General features: G+C 71.8%; 18 protein-coding genes. 8 read left to right on the top strand and 10 right to left on the bottom strand.

Features of this window, described 5'->3' with window-relative positions; all coding sequences use genetic code 11:
- Nucleotides 1-155 precede the first annotated feature (155 nt).
- Nucleotides 156-740: a TetR/AcrR family transcriptional regulator gene (locus tag E1295_RS28680; RefSeq protein ID WP_132634560.1), complete on the top strand. Its 585-nt coding sequence runs from the start codon at nucleotides 156-158 to the stop codon at nucleotides 738-740.
- 43 nt (nucleotides 741-783) lie between these two features.
- On the opposite strand, the gene E1295_RS28675 is transcribed toward E1295_RS28680, so the two are convergent.
- The 3 genes from E1295_RS28675 to E1295_RS28665 form a co-directional block, all read right to left on the bottom strand.
- Nucleotides 784-1125, bottom strand: coding sequence for a PepSY domain-containing protein (locus tag E1295_RS28675; protein WP_132634558.1), 342 nt, complete (start codon nucleotides 1123-1125; stop codon nucleotides 784-786).
- Nucleotides 1126-1219: 94 nt separating this feature from the next.
- Nucleotides 1220-2473 (bottom strand): sensor histidine kinase, encoded by a 1254-nt coding sequence (locus tag E1295_RS28670; RefSeq protein WP_132634556.1) that lies wholly within the window; start codon nucleotides 2471-2473, stop codon nucleotides 1220-1222.
- On the bottom strand, nucleotides 2470-3150 hold the full coding sequence (locus tag E1295_RS28665; protein WP_132634554.1) for a response regulator transcription factor: 681 nt from the start codon (nucleotides 3148-3150) through the stop codon (nucleotides 2470-2472). The genes E1295_RS28670 and E1295_RS28665 overlap by 4 nt, the downstream gene beginning before the upstream one ends.
- A 94-nt stretch (nucleotides 3151-3244) precedes the next feature.
- Here E1295_RS28665 and E1295_RS28660 point away from each other — a divergent pair, with 94 nt between their 5' ends.
- Nucleotides 3245-3667, top strand: coding sequence for a hypothetical protein (locus tag E1295_RS28660; protein WP_132634552.1), 423 nt, complete (start codon nucleotides 3245-3247; stop codon nucleotides 3665-3667).
- A 9-nt stretch (nucleotides 3668-3676) separates the two neighbouring features.
- On the opposite strand, the gene E1295_RS28655 is transcribed toward E1295_RS28660, so the two are convergent.
- The 7 genes from E1295_RS28655 to aceB form a co-directional block, all read right to left on the bottom strand.
- Entirely contained in the window at nucleotides 3677-3889 is a 213-nt protein-coding gene (locus E1295_RS28655; protein WP_132332970.1) for a DUF2277 domain-containing protein, read from the bottom strand.
- A 3-nt stretch (nucleotides 3890-3892) separates the two neighbouring features.
- The gene (locus tag E1295_RS28650; protein WP_181958059.1) at nucleotides 3893-4633 is read right to left on the bottom strand and encodes an IclR family transcriptional regulator; all 741 of its coding nucleotides are present in this window, start codon (nucleotides 4631-4633) and stop codon (nucleotides 3893-3895) included.
- A gap of 112 nt (nucleotides 4634-4745) precedes the next feature.
- A complete protein-coding gene (locus E1295_RS28645) occupies nucleotides 4746-5498 on the bottom strand; it encodes an IclR family transcriptional regulator (protein ID WP_132634550.1) in 753 nt (250 codons plus the stop codon).
- Nucleotides 5495-6697 carry a (Fe-S)-binding protein gene (locus E1295_RS28640; protein ID WP_132634548.1) on the bottom strand — a complete coding sequence of 401 codons (1203 nt, stop codon included), beginning with the start codon at nucleotides 6695-6697 and terminating at the stop codon, nucleotides 5495-5497. Before E1295_RS28640 ends, E1295_RS28645 begins: the two co-directional genes overlap by 4 nt.
- 1 nt (nucleotide 6698) lies before the next feature.
- Nucleotides 6699-7886: an FAD-binding oxidoreductase gene (locus E1295_RS28635; RefSeq protein WP_132634546.1), complete on the bottom strand. Its 1188-nt coding sequence runs from the start codon at nucleotides 7884-7886 to the stop codon at nucleotides 6699-6701.
- Nucleotides 7886-9322, bottom strand: coding sequence for an FAD-linked oxidase C-terminal domain-containing protein (locus E1295_RS28630; RefSeq protein WP_132634544.1), 1437 nt, complete (start codon nucleotides 9320-9322; stop codon nucleotides 7886-7888). The genes E1295_RS28635 and E1295_RS28630 overlap by 1 nt, the downstream gene beginning before the upstream one ends.
- A 26-nt stretch (nucleotides 9323-9348) precedes the next feature.
- Nucleotides 9349-10926: a malate synthase A gene (gene aceB, locus E1295_RS28625; RefSeq protein WP_132634542.1), complete on the bottom strand. Its 1578-nt coding sequence runs from the start codon at nucleotides 10924-10926 to the stop codon at nucleotides 9349-9351.
- 163 nt (nucleotides 10927-11089) lie between these two features.
- On the opposite strand from aceB, the gene E1295_RS28620 reads away from it, so the two are divergent.
- From E1295_RS28620 to E1295_RS49715, 6 genes are all read left to right on the top strand, one after another.
- Nucleotides 11090-11782 carry a DUF4097 family beta strand repeat-containing protein gene (locus E1295_RS28620; protein WP_132634540.1) on the top strand — a complete coding sequence of 231 codons (693 nt, stop codon included), beginning with the start codon at nucleotides 11090-11092 and terminating at the stop codon, nucleotides 11780-11782.
- An 84-nt stretch (nucleotides 11783-11866) separates the two neighbouring features.
- Nucleotides 11867-13279 carry a GTPase HflX gene (gene hflX / locus E1295_RS28615; RefSeq protein WP_132634538.1) on the top strand — a complete coding sequence of 471 codons (1413 nt, stop codon included), beginning with the start codon at nucleotides 11867-11869 and terminating at the stop codon, nucleotides 13277-13279.
- A gap of 484 nt (nucleotides 13280-13763) precedes the next feature.
- Entirely contained in the window at nucleotides 13764-14972 is a 1209-nt protein-coding gene (hutI, locus tag E1295_RS28610; RefSeq protein WP_132634536.1) for an imidazolonepropionase, read from the top strand.
- Between the two features lie 13 nt (nucleotides 14973-14985).
- Nucleotides 14986-15795 carry a DegV family protein gene (locus E1295_RS28605; protein WP_132634534.1) on the top strand — a complete coding sequence of 270 codons (810 nt, stop codon included), beginning with the start codon at nucleotides 14986-14988 and terminating at the stop codon, nucleotides 15793-15795.
- Between the two features lie 483 nt (nucleotides 15796-16278).
- Nucleotides 16279-17052: a ComEA family DNA-binding protein gene (locus E1295_RS28600; RefSeq protein WP_246080452.1), complete on the top strand. Its 774-nt coding sequence runs from the start codon at nucleotides 16279-16281 to the stop codon at nucleotides 17050-17052.
- A gap of 1 nt (nucleotide 17053) precedes the next feature.
- The coding region (locus tag E1295_RS49715; RefSeq protein ID WP_181958058.1) for a ComEC/Rec2 family competence protein at nucleotides 17054-18556 on the top strand (1503 nt) is incomplete at its 3' end.

Here is an 18556-nt window from a genome sequence, read left to right as displayed (position 1 = left end):
GCACTCGGCTGTATCGCGAGGCCGCGGTGGCGGCGACGGGTGGCTTGGCCCTGCGGGTGGCCCTCTGGCATCATGGGGTAAACGGAATCTGGTTCCAGCTACGATAGGGAACCTCGTTCCGTTTCGCAAGTGTGGCGACGGAAGGACATGGCGCGGTGAACGACGGAGGCGCGAGGCGCGCCGCCACCCGCAAGCGGGCCGACGCCCGGCGCAACGAGAGGACGCTGCTCGACGCCGCCGCGGCCGTCTTCGTGACCTCGGGCGTCGAAGCACCCGTGCGCGACATCGCCGCCAGGGCGGGAGTCGGGGTGGCCACGATCTACCGCCATTTCCCGACCCGGTCCGACCTCATCATCGCCGTCTACCGGCACCAGGTCGAAGCCTGTGCCGAGGCCGGTCCGGCCCTGCTGGATACCGCCACCAGCCCCTATGACGCGCTCAGGCGGTGGATCGACCTCTTCGTCGACTTCCTGGTCACCAAGCACGGGCTCGCCTCCGTGCTGCAGTCCGACAACGCCGGGTTCGACACGCTGCACGCCTACTTCCTCGACCGCCTCGTGCCCGTCTGCACCCGGCTGCTCGACGCGGCGTCCGCCGCCGGGGAGATCCGCTCCGACATCAACGCCCTCGAACTCATGCGCGGTGTCGGCAACCTCTGCATCGGCGCCGACAACGACCCCCGCTACGACGCGCGGCGGATGGTCGCCCTCCTCATAGCGGGGCTCCGCCCGCAAGCATGAAACGCCGGGCCGCGGTGGCCCGGCGTTCCTCGCGAGAGGCGGATCAGTCGTCGTCTGTGTCGTCCCGGTCGTCGTCGTCCTTGTCCGCCTGCTCCGTCTCGTTCTTGGTGACCTTGCCCGTGGCGGCATCGATCTTCAGCTCGTGCCGCTGCGAGCCCTTGGTCAGCTCGATCTCCCACACGTCCGCCCCCGTGTCCCTGGAGTCGAGGTCGAGCTCGCTGACCCAGGCGCCCGCCACCTGCTTGTGCGCGATCTCGATGGCCTGCTCCGCCGTGACCTTCGGGGCGGGGGCGGCGGCGGTGGTGGCGGCGACGGCCGCGCCTCCGCCCGCGACCAGCGTGACGACCCCGGCACCTGCAACGATGAACTTCTTCGTGATTCGCATGCCTTCACGAAACCGCGACCGCCGCTAATCGCGCGCTAAGCCATGGTTAACGCCTCGTCCATGGCGCCGTGGGTGTCCCACGCCAGCCGGCGGATCACGGGGATGCGGGCACGGAGCCGTCCAGGACGATCTCGACCCGCGCGCCGCCCCCCGGGGCCGTGGAGACGGTCAGGCCGCCTCCCGACGACTCGGCGGTGCGGCGGGCGATGTCCAGGCCCAGCCCGGTCGAGCCGCCCCCGCTGATGCCGCGCTCCAGCAGCGCCGTGTCGAAGCCTGGGCCGGAGTCCTCGACCACCAGCAGGGCCCCGGAGTCGTGCGGAGCCAGGCGTACCGCCATGGGCACCCCCTCGGGGGTGTGCGCGAAGACGTTGCCCAGCAGCGCGTCCACGCAGGCGGACAGTTCCTCGGCGCCCACCGCCACCGGCAGCGACGCCTCGGGCAGCCGGACCGACACCTCCCGCCCCTGGTCCTCGGCCAGCACCGACCAGAACCGCACCCGCTCGCGCACCACCTCCGCCGCGTCGCACGTGTCGCGCCCGGCGGAGCGCCGCCGCGCGTCCGTGATGACCGTGCTCACCGCCCGTTCGAGCGCGTCCACGCGGCTCTGCAGGCGCGCCCTCTCCTCCGGGTCGCGCAACGACTCGGCGTCCAGCCGCAGGCCCGTCAGAGGGGTACGCAGCCGGTGCGACAGGTCCGCCACCGACTCCCGTTCCGCCGCGAGCAGGTCGTCGATGCGCCCCGCGAGATGGTTGAGCGCCAGCGCCACCGAGCGCACCTCGGGCGGACCGCCCGGCTCCGCCCTGGCGGACAGGTCGCCGCCGGCCAGCCGGTGGGAGACCCCGGCGAGCCCGTCCACGGGCCTGGTCACGGCGAGCGCCAGCCGGTCCGCCAGCACGATGCCCAGCACGACCAGGGCGAGCCCGAGTACGAGCAGCGCCAGCCACGCCTCCCGCACGCCCTTGGTCAGCTCGGCGTCCGGCACGAACACCCTGATCACGGCCGTGCCCTCGGGCGTCTGCGCCGAGGTCAGCACCTCCCTGCCCCCGGGGGCCGCGGCGGTGACGCTGCGTCCGGTGGCGGCCAGGCGTACGGCGTCGGAGCGGGGCGCCTGCCCGCCCACCGTGCCGCCACCCGGCAGGAACACGGTCACGGGCCGCCCCGCCTGCTGCACGGCCAGCGCCAGGTCGGGCGTGCCCACGGCCACCGCGACGTACTCGGCCGCCGCGGTGGCCCTGCTCATGGCGCCGTTCTCGGCCACGGCGCGGATCAGCAGCGCCATCGGCACCAGCAGCGCGATCAGCACGAGGGACGTGGTCGCGGCGACCAGCAGCGCCAGCCACCGCCTCATGACGGCTCGACCAGCTTCACGCCGACGCCGCGCACGGTGTGCAGGTAGCGCGGCTCGGACGCCGTCTCGCCGAGTTTCCTGCGCAACCACGACAGGTGCACGTCCACCGTCTTGTCGGCCCCGCCGTACGGAAGCTGCCAGACCTCCGTCAGCAACTCCCGCTTGGTGACGACCTCGCCCGGCCGGGAGGCGAGATAGTGTAGGACGTCGAACTCGCGCGGCGTCAGGTCGAGCTCCGCCCCGTCCAGCGTGGCCGTACGCGCCCGCTGATCCACCCGCAGGGCCCCCACGGCCAGCGGCTCCGGCCCCGAGTCGCCGCCCGACCGCCGCAGCACGGCCCTGACCCGGGCGTCGAGCTGCGCCGCGCTGTACGGCTTGACCACGTAGTCGTCGGCGCCCGCGTCCAGCACCGGCACCATCTCCGCGTCGCCGTCGCGAGCCGTCGCCACGATCACCGGCACCTGGCTGACCGCCCGCAACATGCGCAGCAGCTCCACCCCGTCGAGGTCGGGCAGCCCCAGGTCGAGGACGATGAGGTCGGGGCGGTCGTGCACGGCCAGCCGCAGCCCGTCGAGCGCCGTCGGTGAGGAGGAGACGGCGTGGCCGAGCTCCCGCAGCCCGCGGCTGAGCGCCGTGCGGATCGCCACGTCGTCCTCGATGAGCAGGATGTCAGCCATGTACTTGAACGTAGACGCTTGGTGGCGATGCCTCAGGCCGCCTTAGGGTCGCCTTAACCTGACGTTAGCCGTACATGGGGGAGGCTGGGAGGCGATGAAGAGACTCGTCCTGGCCTGGGCCGCCACCGCCGTCGCCGCCACCGGCGCGGGCGTGGCCGTGCTCGGCCTGCTCGGCAACGGCCTCACCGGCGCCTCCAGCCACGTGCTCACCGGGCCGGAGGTGCGCGCGGCCCTGGCGACCGCGACGCCGCGCGCGGTCATGACGCCGACCGGCTCGCCCGCCCGGACCCGGCAGGAGAAGCTGATCCGCAGCGCGGGCGGCACGGTGATCGCCTCCTGCGACGGCGACCAGGTGACGTTGCGCTCGTGGAGCCCCGCCCAGGGTTACGCGGCGGACGGCGTCGAGCCGGGGCCCGCCCGGGAGGCCAAGGTCGAGTTCGAGCAGGAGGAAGGCGACGAGGTGGAGCTCACCATCGCCTGCGCGGGCGGCCGGCCCGTGTCCCGCACCTCGTCGTAGCCCGCCCGGTCAGCGGCTTCCGCGCACCTGCAACGCCCCGAGCAGCTCCTCGGACGCCCTGGTGATGGTCTCGACGGCCCGGTCGAACGCCTGCGCGTTGTGCGCGGCGGGTGCCCGGAAGCCGGAGATCTTCCTGACGTACTGCAGCGCCGCCGCGCGTACGTCCTCCTCGGTCACACTCTCGGTGTACGGGGGACGGAGGGTCTTGATGCTTCTGCACATGCCTCAACGGTAATAGCCCATGCGCTGGCTTATCTCCCGCGCACCCTCGACCAGCAGCTCGCCCACCTCGGGCAGCCGGTCGGGTGTCAGCCGGTAGGAGGGCGCGGAGACGCTGACGGCAGCCACGACGGTGCCGTCGTTGCCCCTGATCGGCGCGGCGACCGCGTTCAGCCCGACCTCGAGCTCCTCCACGGCCGCGGCCCAGCCGCGCTCCCTGATGGCGTCGAGGTCCAGCTCGTCCTCGGAGGTGATCGTGCTGGGGGTGTAGCGGTCGAGCTCGCCGGGCACGCTCAGGGCGCCGAAGGCCAGCAGCACCTTGCCGCTGGAACTGGCGTGGGCGGGGGTGCTCTGCCCGACCCAGTTGTGTCCGCTGATCGCGGCCGGGCCGCGGATCTGGGTGAGGTTGACCGCGTCGCCGTCCTGGGGGACCGCGATGTTGACGGTCTCGCCGAGCTGCTCGGCCAGCCGCTCGCACACGTCTCTGCCTTCGCGCGACAGGTCGAGCTGGGCGGTGGCCGCTCCTGCCAGGCGTACGACGCCGAAGCCGAGCTGGTAGCGCCCCCGGTCGCTGCTCTGCTCCACCAGACCGCCCTGCTCCAGAGCGGCGAGTAAACGGAAGGCCGTGGACTTGTGCACGTCGAGCTCTGTCGCGAGGTCCGTCACTCGGGTAGAACCCTCACGGGCGAGGATTTCCAGGATGGCAATGGCCCGATCTACTGATTGCACGGTCGCGGTGTTGCTCATACCGCAACAGCATACTTCGCTGCACGGAGCTTCTCACGGGGATCTTGGCGGGCGGTGAGCGGAATCGGCGGTGTACGCGCACGTCAGCGGCCCTGGAAAAGTAATTGACTACTCAACTGCCGTCGGCCACCGGACGGAGCTCGTTGCCGAAGTCGAGCGCGATCTTCCGCATGCCCTCGGCCAGCTCGTCGCGGTCCAGCCCGTCGATGCGTTCGGCGGGGCCCGACACCGACATCGCGGCCACCACCCGGTCACCGTCCCAGACGGGCACGGCCAGGCAGTGCACGCCCAGCTCCTCCTCGCCCAGGTCCATGGCGTAACCCCGTGACCTGATCCGTTCGAGCTCGGCGAGCATCGCGCCCAGCTCGATGATCGTGTTGGGGGTGCGCCGCGGCATGCCGGTCCGCTCGAACACCGCGACCGCCTCGGAGGCGGGCCGCCCGGCCAGCAGCACCTTGCCCACCGCCGTGCTGTGCGGCAGCACCCGCCTGCCGACCTCGGCGAACATGCGCAGCCTGCGCGGCGAGGGCGCCTGGGCCACGTAGACGATGAAGTCGCCTTCGAGCACGGCCAGGTTGGCGGTCTCGCCGGACAGCTCGACCATCTTGGCGAGGTACGGTTGCGCCCACTCGCCGACCATGCTCTCCGCGATGCCGCCCAGGCGTACGAGCCCGCCGCCGAGCGCGTACCGGCGGTCGGACTCCTGGCGTACGTAGCCGCGGGCGAGCAGCGTCCGCAGCAGCCGGTGGATGGTGGCGTACGGCAGGCCCGTCCTGGCGGCGATCTCCGACAGGCCCGCCTCACCCCCGTGCTCGGCCAGCGCCTCCAGCACGTCGAGCGCCCGCTCGACCGACTGGACGCTCACAGGCGCACGCCGCGTAGCGAGGCGTCGAGCACCTCGGCCGTGTGCGCCACCCTGATCTCCCCGCCGGCGCGGCGCATGGCGGAGGCGATCTGCATGGTGCAGCCGGGGTTGGCGGAGACCAGCAGGCCGGCGCCGGTCGTGCCCACCGCGCGCGCCTTCCTGTCGCCGAGGTCGCGGGCGGCCTGCGGCTGCAGGATGTTGTACGTGCCCGCGGACCCGCAGCAGATGGCCGACTCGGGGATCTCGCGCAGTTCCAGGCCGGGGATGCCGCGCAGCAGCTCGCGCGGCTGCTCACGGATGCCCTGGGCGTGGGCCAGGTGGCAGGCGTCGTGGTAGGCGACGGTGAGCGGCAGCGGATGCCGCGTGGCCACGGGGCCCAGCTCGGCGAGATATTCCGACAGGTCCGCGACCTTGAACCGGGGCTCGCGGCCGAGCAGCTCGGCGTATTCCTTCATGGAGGAGCCGCATCCCGCGGCGTTCACCACGACGGTGTCGACGCCCGCCTTCTCGAACGTCCTGACCGTGCGCCGGGCGAGCCTCCTGGCCTGCTCGTCGCGCCCCGAGTGCACGCTGAGCGCGCCGCAGCAGCCCTGACCCCGCGGGATGACCACGTCGCAGCCCTCCAGCGCGAGCACCCGCGCGGTGGCCGCGTTGACCTGGGGGAAGAACTCTCCCTGTACGCACCCGGTGAGCATGCCGACCACGGCCCTGCGCTCACCCCTGGCCCTGACGACGCGCGGCATGCGCGAGCGGTGCTCCACCCGCGGCGCCAGCCCCGCCATGGAGCCGAGGCCGGGATGCACCCGGGACAGGAACGGCGCCATCCGCCCGGCCAGCCACGTCGTCGGCCGCAGCAGCCGCAGCCTGCGCGGGTAGGGGAAGAGACTGAACACGATTCCGCGCACGGCCCGGTCCTCCGGCTCGCGTACGTGCTCCCGCTCGACCACGGCCCTGGTCTGCTCGATCAGCCGGTCGTACTTGACCCCGGAGGGGCACGCCGTGACGCACGCCATGCAGCCCAGGCAGGCGTCGAAGTGCCCGGCCATCTCGGGGGTGATGGGCGTGCCCTCGACGTGCTGTTTCATCAGGTGGATACGGCCACGCGGCGAGTCCATCTCCTCGCCCCACAGCGCGTACGTCGGGCACGTCGGCAGGCAGAAGCCGCAGTGCACGCAGTCGTTGATCAGCTCAGGATCCACGTCAGATCCTTCCTGCGAACCGGCCGGGGGACATCCTGCGCCCGGGATCGAACCGTTCCTTCACCCGCCGCATCAGCGGCAACGTGCTCACCTGCCCCCACCTGTCGATCCCGTCGTACGGCGAGGCGGGGACGCTCACCCGCCCGCCCAGCGCCTCGATCCGCGCTCTGAGCCGGTCGACGGCGGCCGTCAGCTCCGCCTCAGAAACCTCGCCGCCGCGTTCCAGATAGGCGTGTCCCGTGGCCGGGGAGCCGCGGAAGGAGAACCCGCTCTCGCCCGCAGCCACCAGCGCCTCGATCGTGCGCGCGGGCGGGAAGCGCAGCTCTGCCAGCACCTCGTCCGTGAGGATGCGTCCCCACCAGTCCGGCGGCCCGTCCGTGATCGTGCCGTCGCCGAGCACGTCGCGCAGGGCCAGCGCGCGCTGCTCGGCGGCCGACCCCTCCACCAGCACCGCGATCGTCGCGTGCCGGCCGTCGGGACAGTCGATGTCCACGGCAGAGGGTTCGGCCTGGGAGGCGGCCAGGCGCACCAGGGTCTCCGCGGCGAGGCCGGCGACCTGCGTGCCCGCCACGACCCAGCGCCGCCGCGCGGGCAGCGGGTGCAGGCGGAAGGTCGCCTCGGCGATCACGCCCAGCGTGCCGCGCGAACCGGTGAAGAGCTTGCCGAGGTCGTAGCCGGCGACGTTCTTGACCACCTTGCCGCCCGACCGCGCGACCGTGCCGTCGGGCAGGACGACGGTGACGCCGATGAGCAGGTCGCGGGCGGTGCCGTAGCGGAAGGAGCGCGGGCCGGCGGTCGCGGCGGCCAGCGTGCCGCCGACCGTCGTGTGCCCGGCGAACGGCGGGTCGAGCGCCAGCTCCTGCCCTTTGCCGGCGAGCGCGGCGGCCAGGGCGTCCATCGTGACGCCGGCCTGCGCCCGCACCACGAGGTCGCCGGCCGCGTGCTCGATGACCTCGTTCATGCAGCACATGTCGAGCAGGACGTCGCACCGCTCGGGCGGGTGGCCCCAGTGCAGCTTGGTGCCGCCGCCCACGGGCACCACCGCGAGGTCCTGCTCCTCGCAGGCCCGCAGCACCGCCGCGATCTCCTCCACCGTCTCGGGCAGCGCCACCCAGCGCGGGACCACGCCGCTCACGGCGTCCTTGTCGCCGGCCCGCCTGACCGTCACGCCGCTCGCCGCCAGGGTCATCAGAACTGTTCCGCCTTCCCCGACTCGACCAGCGGGTGCACGCCCTTGCGCACGCCCGGCACCTCGCCGCACAGCCGCGGCGTGGGAAACACCTTGCCCGGGTTGGACAGCCCGCGCGGGTCGAACGCGCACCGGACGAGTTGCATGGTGTCCAGGTCGTCGTCGCTGAACATCCTCGGCATATAACGTGATTTGTCGACTCCGACGCCGTGCTCGCCCGTGATCGAGCCGCCGTGCTCGATGCACAGGTCGAGGATCGCGCCGGAGACCACCTCGGCCCGCTCGCCCGCACCCGGCTCCGCGTCGTCGAACAACACCAGCGGATGCAGGTTGCCGTCGCCCGCGTGGAAGACGTTGGCCACCTTGATCCGGTGCTCGGCCGAGAGCCGGTCGATGGCGGCCAGCACGCCGGGCAGCGACGTGCGCGGCACCACGCCGTCCTGGACGATGTAGGCCGGGCTGATGCGCCCCACGGCCGCGAACGCCGACTTGCGGCCCTTCCAGATGGCCGCCCGCTCGGCCGCGCCGGCCGCCACCCGCAGTTCGAACGCGCCCGAGCAGATCTCCTTGAGCCGGTCGAACTGCAGCTCCACCTCGTCGGCGGGCCCGTCGAGCTCCACGATGAGCACGGCGCCCGCGCCCTCGGGATAGGCGCAGGCCACCGCCGCCTCGGCCGCCTCGATGGCCAGCGCGTCCATCATCTCGATCGCGGCCGGCACGATGCCCGCCCCGATGATCGCCGAGACCGCCTCGCCGCCCTGCTCGATGCTCTCGAACGCGGCCAGCACCGTGGTCACCGACTCGGGCGCGCGGCACAGGCGTACCGTGACCTTGGTGGCGATGCCCAGCGTGCCCTCCGAGCCCACGAACGCGCCCAGCAGGTCGTAGCCGGGGTCCGCGCGGTCGAGCGTCACCAGGTCGCCGTCGGGGGTGACGATCTCGCAGGCCTCGACGTGGTTGACGGTGAAGCCGTACTTCAGGCAGTGGGCGCCGCCGGAGTTCTCGGCGACGTTGCCGCCGATCGAGCAGATCTGCTGGCTGGAGGGGTCGGGGGCGTAATAGTAGCCCTGGTCGCGCACGGCCTCGGTGATGGCCAGGTTGGTGACGCCCGGCTCCACCACCGCCCTGCGGTTGTCGAGGTCGATCTCCAGGATGGCGCGCATCTTCGAGGTGACGATGAGCACGCCGTCCTCGCGGGGGAGCGCGCCTCCCGACAGCCCGGTGCCCGAGCCCCTCGCCACGAAGGGCACGCCGAAGTCGTTGCACAGGCGTACCACGCGGGCGACCTGCTCGGCCGTGGCGGGCAGCACGACCACGCCCGGGGTCGCCCGGTGGTAGGTCAGGCCGTCGCACTCGTAGGTGCGCAGGCGTACGGGATCGGTGATCACCGAGTCGTGGGGCAGCAGCGACCGCAGGGCCGCTATCAGCGTTTCCATCACCGATCCCCCTTTATTCGCCTTTCCTATGGCATTCGAGCATATGCGGGCAGCGTGAGGAACTCCGCGAAGTCGTCGTCCAGCGCGACCGCCTTGAACAGCGCGGTGGCCTGGGCGTACAGACCCTCGTCGTAGCCCGGCTCCTGCGCGATCCTGGCCAGCTCCTCCGCGATGATCTGCTCGACCAGTTCCTTCGTCACCCGCGCGCCCGTGTCGGCGAGCTCGATGTCGTTGTGGATCCACTGCCAGATCTGCGAACGTGAGATCTCGGCCGTGGCGGCGTCCTCCATGAGGTTGTGGATCGCCGCCGCGCCCTGACCGCCCATCCAGGCGGCGAGGTAGCGCAGCCCCACGTCCACGTTGTTGCGCAGCCCCGCCTCCGTGATCTCGCCGGGCGTCTCCGAGACCGCCAGGAGGGCGGCGGCGGACACGCTGACGTCCTCGCGCAGGCGGTCGAGCTGGTTGGGCCGCGACCCCAGCACGCCGTCGAACACCTCGCGGCAGACCGGCACCAGGTCGGGATGCGCCACCCACGACCCGTCGAACCCGTCGCCGGACTCGCGCGTCTTGTCGGCCCGCACCTTCTCCAGCGCCACCGCGTTCACCTCGGGGTCACGCCGCGAGGGGATGAACGCCGCCATCCCGCCGATCGCGTGCGCGCCCCGCTTGTGACACGTGCGCACCAGCAACTCGGTGTACGCCCGCATGAACGGCGCGGTCATCGTCACCGCGTTCCGCTCGGGAAGCAGGAACTCCCTGCCCCTGGTGCGGAACGTCTTGATCACGCTGAACAGGTAGTCCCAGCGGCCGGCGTTGAGCCCCGCGGAGTGGTCGCGCAGCTCGTAGAGGATCTCCTCCATCTCGAACGCCGCCGGGTAGGTCTCGATGAGCACGGTGGCCCTGATCGTGCCGTGCGGGATGCCGAGCAGCTCCTGCGCCCGCGTGAACACCTCGTTCCAGAGCCGCGCCTCCAGGTGCGACTCGATCTTGGGCAGGTAGAAGTACGGGCCCTTGCCCTTGTCGAGCTGCCGCTGGGCGCAGTGGAAGAAGTAGAGGCCGAAGTCGAACAGCGACCCCGAGACCGGACGCCCGTCGACCTGCGCGTGCTTCTCGTCGAGGTGCCACCCGCGCGGCCGCACCACGACGGTGGCCAGCTCGTCGTCGGGGCGCAGCGCGTACGTCTTGCCTCCGGACTCGAAGTCGATCGTACGGTCGAGCGCGTCGCGCAGGTTGATGTGGCCGCTCACGCAGTTCTCCCAGAGCGGGGAGTTGGCGTCCTCGAAGTCGGCCAGCCAGACCTTGGCGCCGGAGTTGAGCGCGTTGATGGTCATCTTCTTGTCGACGGGGCCGGTGATCTCGACGCGGCGGTCCTCCAGGCCGGGCGCCGGGGAGGCGACCTGCCAGTCGCCCTCCCTGATCTCCTTCGTCTCGGGCAGGAAGTCGAGCATGGCGCCGGCCGACAGCTCGGCCTGCCGCGCCTGGCGGGCCTCCAGCAGCTCAAGCCGCCTGGCGCCGAACTCCCGCTGAAGGGTCGCCACGAACGCGAGCGCCTCCGGCGTGAGGATCTCGTCGTACCGATCGTGCATCGGGCCGGTGATCTCCATGAACCTCTTCCCCACTGTTCCGCGATGTGGAAAACGACTTCTGAATTATGGAACCGAAGCTACCCTTCCGATCCTTCCGCGGTCAAAGACGGGGTTCCCCCGGGGGATTCGTCCGGGAGAACCCCGATGCGGGCGGGCCGCGCAGCACGAAAGGATGCGGGGCATGAGAACGATGGCGATCGCGGGCGGGCTGCTGGCCTCCGCATTGGCGCTGACCGGGTGCGGTCTCGCGAACATCGGGGGTCCCACCGAGCAGGACACCGCCTCCTACCAGGTGACCGACAAGGTGACCAAGCTGCGGCTCGAGAGCAGCGCGGGCGACACCGTGGTCACCGAGACCGGGGGCGACGCCATCCGCGTCACCGAGACCCTCCGCTGGCGCGGCGACGACAAGCCCACCCCCGAGCACAAGGTCGAGGGCGAGGAACTGTTCGTCACCTACGACTGCCCGTCGAGCTTCGGCAGCTGCCGCGTCGACTACAAGATCGAGATTCCCAAGGGGCTGGCCGTCGACCTCGAGGCCGGCTCGGGCAACATGACGCTCAGGGACCTGACGGGAACGATCGACGTCAAGCTCGGCTCGGGCGACGTCGACGCCGCCGGCCTCGGCGGCAAGAAGGTGTACGCCGACGCGGGATCGGGCGACATCGAGCTGAAATACCGCAGCGCCCCGGCAGAGGCCAGGCTGAAGACCGGCTCGGGCAACACGAAACTCGTCGTGCCGGCGGGCAAGTACGCCGTGAGTACTGACGTCGGATCCGGCGACGTGAACGTCAAGGTGGACAACGACGGCTCGTCGCCGAACAAGATCTCGGTCTCGGCCGGTTCGGGCGACGTCAGCGTGGAGCCGGGATAACCAGGTGATTGCGCCAGGGATGTCATGCCACCATCGTGGGAAGACATCGTGGTGTCCGGACGTTCCCTAATAGAGATGACACGTATGCACGAAAACCCCGCGCTCGACGCGTACGAGACCGGCGACATGGACCTTGAGGAGCGTCAGGCGCTGCGCCGCGTGGCGGGCCTGTCCACCGAACTTCAGGACATCTCCGAGGTCGAATACCGGCAGTTGCGGCTCGAGCGGGTCGTCCTGGTCGGCGTCTGGACCTCCGGCACCGTCGAGGACGCCGAGAACTCGCTTCTCGAGCTCAAGCTCCTCGCCGAAACGGCCGGGTCCGAAGTGCTCGACGGCCTGATCCAGCGCCGTCAGAAGCCCGACCCGGCGACCTACATCGGCTCGGGCAAGGCGCTCGAACTGCGCGACGTGGTCGAGTCGACCGCCGCCGACACCGTGATCTGCGACGGCGAGCTGACCCCCGGTCAGCTCCGGCAGCTCGAGGAGACGGTCAAGGTCAAGGTGATCGACCGCACCGCGCTGATCCTCGACATCTTCGCCCAGCACGCCAAGAGCCGTGAGGGCAAGGCCCAGGTCGAGCTGGCGCAGCTGCAATACCTGCTGCCGCGCCTGCGCGGCTGGGGCGGCAACCTGTCCCGGCAGGTCGGCGGGCGCGCCGCGGGCGGCGTCGGCATCGGCGGCCGCGGGCCCGGTGAGACCAAGATCGAGCTCGACCGCCGGCGCATCCGCGAGCGGATGGCCAAGCTGCGCCGCCAGATCAGGGGCATGTCCACGTCGCGCGACACCATGCGCTACCAGCGCCAGCGGCGCGAGGTTCCGGCCGTGGCGATCGCCGGCTACACCAACGCGGGCAAGTCCTCGCTGCTCAACCGCGTCACCGGCGCGGGCGTGCTGGTGGAGGACGCGCTGTTCGCGACCCTCGACCCGACGGTCCGCCGGGCGCGCACGCCCGAGGGCCGGCTGTTCACGATCGCCGACACGGTCGGGTTCGTCCGGCATCTGCCGCACCAGCTCGTCGAGGCGTTCCGCTCCACGCTGGAAGAGGTGGCCGACGCCGACCTGATCCTGCACGTCGTCGACGGATCCCACCCCGACCCCGAGGGTCAGCTGGCGGCCGTGCGTGAGGTGTTCGCCGACATCGAGGGCGCCTCCGCCATCCCCGAGATCGTCGTGATCAACAAGGCCGACCTGGCCGATCAGGACGTGATCGACCGGATCCTCCGGCGTGAGCGCGACAGCATCGTGGTGTCGGCCCGCACGGGCAAGGGCATCCCCGAGCTCATGGCGCTCATCGAGCAGGAGCTGCCGCGGCTCGACCACGAGGTCAGCCTGCTGGTGCCCTACGACAGGGGCGACCTGATCTCGCGTGCCCACAAGGAGGGCGAGGTGCTCTCCGTCGAGCACGTCGGCGACGGCACGATCCTGCACGCCCGCGTCCTGCCCAGCCTGTCGCAGGAGCTGGAGCGGGTGGGCAAGCCGGTCGAGCGCGTCTCCTAGACCGTCCCGTACGCCGGCGCCCCACCGTATATCGCGGAGCGGTTGGGCAGCTCTCGCCTAAAAGCGCGCAGAGCTGCCCAAAAGCGGCAGTGGTCCGCGCACCCAGGGGTTGCTACCATTGGCCAGACCTAAAGTTGGTCTGCATTTTGGTTCGGGTCTAGGTTTCGGATGATGACTACTGATGTGGAAGTCGTCAACGGGGGCCGTGGGGACGAGGCAGGGCTGGGTGACGGATGGGATCAGTGGTCTTTCTTCCGAATAACCCTGTACAGCGGCCCAGCCTGTGAAATAACGTAACTGAACTGAAATCGCCGGATCATGTCTCTGGCGATACGGTCACCGCACAGCATGACGCGGACTAGAGCAGGAGACCCCCCATGTCGTCCGGACCCGGAGCGGACTCAGTGGGCGCGGCGCAGGCCGTGCGCTGGGCGCTGGGACCATGCCGGGAAGCGGGCAGAGGCTCTCGCGGGGCGGTGATGCGGTGACCGTTCGGCTGCTGACCAACATCGGCCGTCTCTGGACCGGCAACGAAGTCCTGAGCAACGCCGCCATCCTCGTGCACAACGACCGCATCGCGTGGGTCGGGCGCGCGCCCGACCTGCCGCAGACGGTGCCGGGAGTCGTCGACGACATCGTCGACGTCGACCACGTCGAGAACCTGGGTGGCGCCCTTGTCACGCCCGGGCTCATCGACGCCCACACCCACCCGGTCTACGCCGGCAACCGCTACGCCGAGCTGGCCATCCGCACCGGCGGCTCGACGTCCGCGTCGATCACCGCGGCCGGCGGCGGCGTGGGCTCCACCGTCACCGTGACCCGCGGCACCGACCCCTGGACGCTCTGCAACGGCGTGCGCGAGCGCCTGCGCGACTGGCTGCTCAGCGGCACCACCACCGTCGAGGCCAAGACCGGCTACCACCTCACCCGCGACGGCGAGCTGGCCGACGTGCGGCTCCTGCGCGAGCTGGAGAAGGAGCCGATGATGCCGCGGGTGCACGTCACCTTCCTCGCGGCGCACGTGGTCCCGCCCGAATACTTCGGCCGGCAGCGCGAATACGTCGAGGCCGTCGGCTCCTGGTGCGCCGACGCCGCCGCGGCGGGCGCCGACAGCGTCGACGTCTACTGCGACGAGGGCCACTTCACCACCGAGGAGTCCCGCTGGGTCCTCGCCTCCGGCCGCAACGTCGGCCTGCTGCCGCGCATCCACGCCGGCCAGTACAGCCGCCGCGGCGCCGTCCAGCTGGCCGCCGAGCTGGGCTGCGCCTCCGCCGACGGGCTGCACCACATGTCCGACGAGGACATCGCCATCATGTCGCGCTACGGCGTGCCCGCCGTCGTCTGCCCCGCCACCGCCCTGCAGCGCGGCCACCTCCCGCCGGTCCGCCAGATGATCAAGCACGGCGTGCAGATCGCGCTCGGCAGCGACCACAACCCCGGCTACTGCGGCATCACCTCGATGGCCCTGGTCATCGCCATGGCGGTGTCGGCGTTCGGCATGAGCGTCAACGACGCGCTGCGCGCGGCCACCCTCGGCGGCGCCACCGTTCTCGGCGCCCCCGACCGCGGTGTGCTGGCCCCGGGCCGGCTGGCCGACATCGTGCAGTGGGACGCCGACCACGAGGGCGCCTTCGCCTGGTCCTTCGGCCTCGAGCCGCGCCGGGTGTGGCGGGGCGGCACCCCTGTCCAGTAACTGACGTCGGCACATGCCGCCCACGGTCGCCGTCGTCACCGACTCCACCGCCTACCTGCCGCCCGCGCCGGGCGTCACGGTCGTGCCCGTCCAGGTGATCGCCCGGGGCGTGTCCCATGACGAGGGTTCCTTCACCGGCGACCTCGCCTCCGCCACCACCTCCCGGCCGGCGCCCGCCGCGTTCGCCGCCTGCTACGCCTCTCTGGCCGCCGCGGGCGTCACGGGCATCGTGTCGGTCCACCTCTCGGCCGCGATGTCCGGGACCGCCGATTCCGCCCTGGCCGCCGCCTCCGACGCCCCCGTACCGGTGGAGGTGGTCGACAGCCGCTCGATCGCGATGGGCCTCGGCTACCCGGTGCTCGCCGCGGCCCGCGCCGCGGCGGGCGGGGCCTCCCTGGAGGAGGCCGCCTCGGCGGCCCGCCGGTGCGTAACGGCCACCCGTACGTTCTTCTACGTCGACACCCTCGACTACCTGCGCCGCAGCGGCCGCATCGGCGCGGCGGCCTCCCTCGTCGGGTCAGCCCTGATGATCAAGCCGCTGCTGCACATCGTGGACGGCCGCGTCTCCCTGCTCGAGAAGGTCCGCACCTCCTCACGCGCCATCGCCCGCCTGGAGGACCTGGCGGTGGAGGCGGCAGGGCAGGGGACGGTGGAGGTCGCGGTGCAGCACCTGCGGGCCCCGGACCGCGCGCAGGCGCTGGCCGAGCGGCTGTCCAAGCGGATGCCGTCGGCGGCGGAGTTGCGGGTGGCCGAGGTGGGGGCGGTGATCGGGGCCCACGTGGGGCCTGGCATGCTCGGCCTGACGGTGACCGCTCTTCCATAGCCCGCCTGCGGTGTCGCCCCGGCACAACGGGTGTGCCACGTCCCGGGCTGCTGTGCTCGTCCTCGCCGCGCCTGCCTGTGGATAAGCCATCGTTGTCCACAGAACGCGGCTCGGTCCGCGGGCTCGGCCGCCCGCCCGCATACCTTCACCGGCGTGCGAACCCCCGATCCGACGGCAGAACGAGCCATCGCCGAGTCCCGGCTGCGCTCGATCACGACCCCGCCCCGTCGCCCTCGCCGCCGGCCCGCGATGCGGGCACGCGCCGACGCCCGAAGAATGCCTTACTCCCGCGGCCCTCACGACGACCCCGGCCCCTTCCCTCAGCCGCCACGAAGCCCCTCCTCCGGGAGGTGGTGGTCGGATGAGGTCGTTCGTGGCGCTTCGCCTGGCGAGCCGCGCGTCGCGGTGGGCGATCCCGCTCGGACTGGCGGGCCGGGGGCTGGTGAAGAGATCTCCGGCGACGTCGATGGAGCGCCCGGCGAGTTGCGGACCGCCGGGAGCGCTCATGAGGCCGGTGAGCCGACCGGGGCCTTCGACCTGTCCCAGGAGCCGTCACGGGCCTTCGACGGTGCCTACGAGGGTCCACAGCCTCCGCAGACCGCACGGGAGCGCGGTCCCGTCCCGGTGCCGCCCACGTTCCAGGCATTCCGCGCGACTCTGGCCTCGAAGAGCTCCGCCCTCGATCCCGGCAGGCCCGGTCTGCGGGTCCTCGTGGCCGTGGGCGCCTTGGCCACAGCCGTCGCGGTGTTCTTCGTCTGGCGATCCCAGCCCTCGCCCGCGCCGCTGCCACCGCCCACCCCGGTGTCGTCACCGACCCCGTCCACGACCCGCTCGGCTCCCAAGGTGACCGTCCACGTCGCCGGCAAGATCCGCAAGCCGGGCGTCTACCTGCTCCCGGCAGGCGCCAGGGTCACGGACGCGGTGACCGCGGCCGGGGGAGTGTCACGCAAGGCGTCCCTCGACTCCCTCAACCTCGCCAGACGCCTGGTCGACGGTGAGCAGATCGTCGTGGGCGCGCCTCCCGGCACGATGGCCCAGGCTTCGCCGATCACGGGCCCTGCCGGGGGCGTCATCGACCTCAACACCGCCACACCGGACCAGCTCGAAGAACTGCCGGGCGTGGGCGAGGTGCTGGCGGCACGCATCGCCGAGTTCCGCACCACCCACGGCGCTTTCACCTCCGTCGACCAGCTCCGCGAGGTCAGCGGCATAGGGCCGCGCAAGTTCGACGAGATCAAACCGAAGGTGCGCGTCTGACATGACCGGCCCGCTGCCTTCGCCCCCGGTCAGGAGCCACGCCTGGCCTTTGCTGCTGCCCGCGATCGGCGCCTGGGCGTGCGCGCTCATCCTGCTCGGCTGCTCCGCACGCATCGGCACGGCCGTCGCCCTGGCCGCGGCCTTCGGAGCCGTCGCCGTGGCCTGGCACACCCGCTCACCCGCCGCACGCCTGTCCCCTCGCCGGGCCGCGACGTCTGGACGGGGCGTGGCTTCCTACCGTGCGTTTCCGCGAGTCACGACGTCGACCTCGCGGTTTCGGCGAGTCGGAAGCCCGCCGCCGGCATCCCCGCGCACCACGGGCGCGGCATGCGGACGCTCGTCCGACGGGGTCGCCACCTGGCGCGGTGTCATCCTGGCCACCCTCGTCAGCGCGGCCGCGGCGTCCGGATCGGTGGCTTTCAGGGTTCACGCCGTGACCACCGGTCCGGTGGCCGAGGGCGCAGCCGCGAATGCCTTCGTCACCGCCCAGATCGTGCTGACGGACGACCCGAGACGCAGATCCGGCCGGCGCATTCCGTTCGCACCGGACAGTTACGTGACCCCGGCCACCGTGACGATCCTCCGGACGGCCGAGGCCCGGCAGGCCGTCAACGTCCCCGTCACCGTGTTCTCCAGCGGGGCGGCCTGGGCCCGTCTCCTCCCCAGCCAGCATCTCGAAGTCATCGGCCGGCTCGCCATGCCGACCGCGGGCGACCTGGTGGCGGCCGTCCTCCTCGTACGCGGCCCGCCGCGGGTCCTGACGCCACCGTCGAAGCTCCAGACAGCGGCGGGCGCCCTGAGATCGGGCCTGCGGTCCGCCGCCGACGTGCTTCCTCCGGACCAGCGCGGCCTCCTCCCCGGCCTGGTCGTCGGCGACGTCTCACGGATGGACCCGCAGGTGACGGCCGACTTCAAGGAAGCGGGCCTGAGCCACCTCAACGCTGTGAGCGGGGCCAACCTGGCCATCGTCGCGGGCGCGATGCTGGCTCTCTCCCGGCTGTTCGGTTTTCCTTTGCCCGTACGCGCCGTTCTGGCCGCGCTCTCCATGCTCGCGTTCGCCGTCGTGGCCCGTCCGTCGCCGAGCGTCCTGCGTGCTCTGCTCATGGGTCTGGCGGCCGCCGTCGCGCTGGGCACCGGCAGGGCACGAGACGGTTTCGCGGCCCTTTCGGCAACGGTTCTGCTGCTGGTGCTGTTCGTGCCCGAACTCGCCAGATCCTACGGCTTCGCCCTCTCGGTGGCCGCCACCGCCGGGATCCTTCTCCTCGCCCCTCGCTGGCGCGACAGGCTGTCGGCGACCCAGCAGGACAACAGCGACGCTGCTTCACGGGGCGTGTGCGACGCCGTTCCGCAGGGCGTGAGCGCGGGGCCGGGACCGCATGGTGCCGCCTCGCCGGTGCTGGGCGGTGGTGGACCAGGAAGCTCCGAACGCTGCTCGCCTGGGCGGGATCCGGGTGGCGGAGCGGGGCGGCCCGACGCGGGCGACGGCTCGGCGGCGGCCGGGAGG

The organism is Nonomuraea mesophila (assembly GCF_004352805.1).
GTDB classification, from domain to species: domain Bacteria; phylum Actinomycetota; class Actinomycetes; order Streptosporangiales; family Streptosporangiaceae; genus Nonomuraea; species Nonomuraea longispora.
The sequence above is the reverse complement of the archived record's forward strand: the minus strand, read 5'-3'. Positions and strand labels throughout refer to the sequence as shown.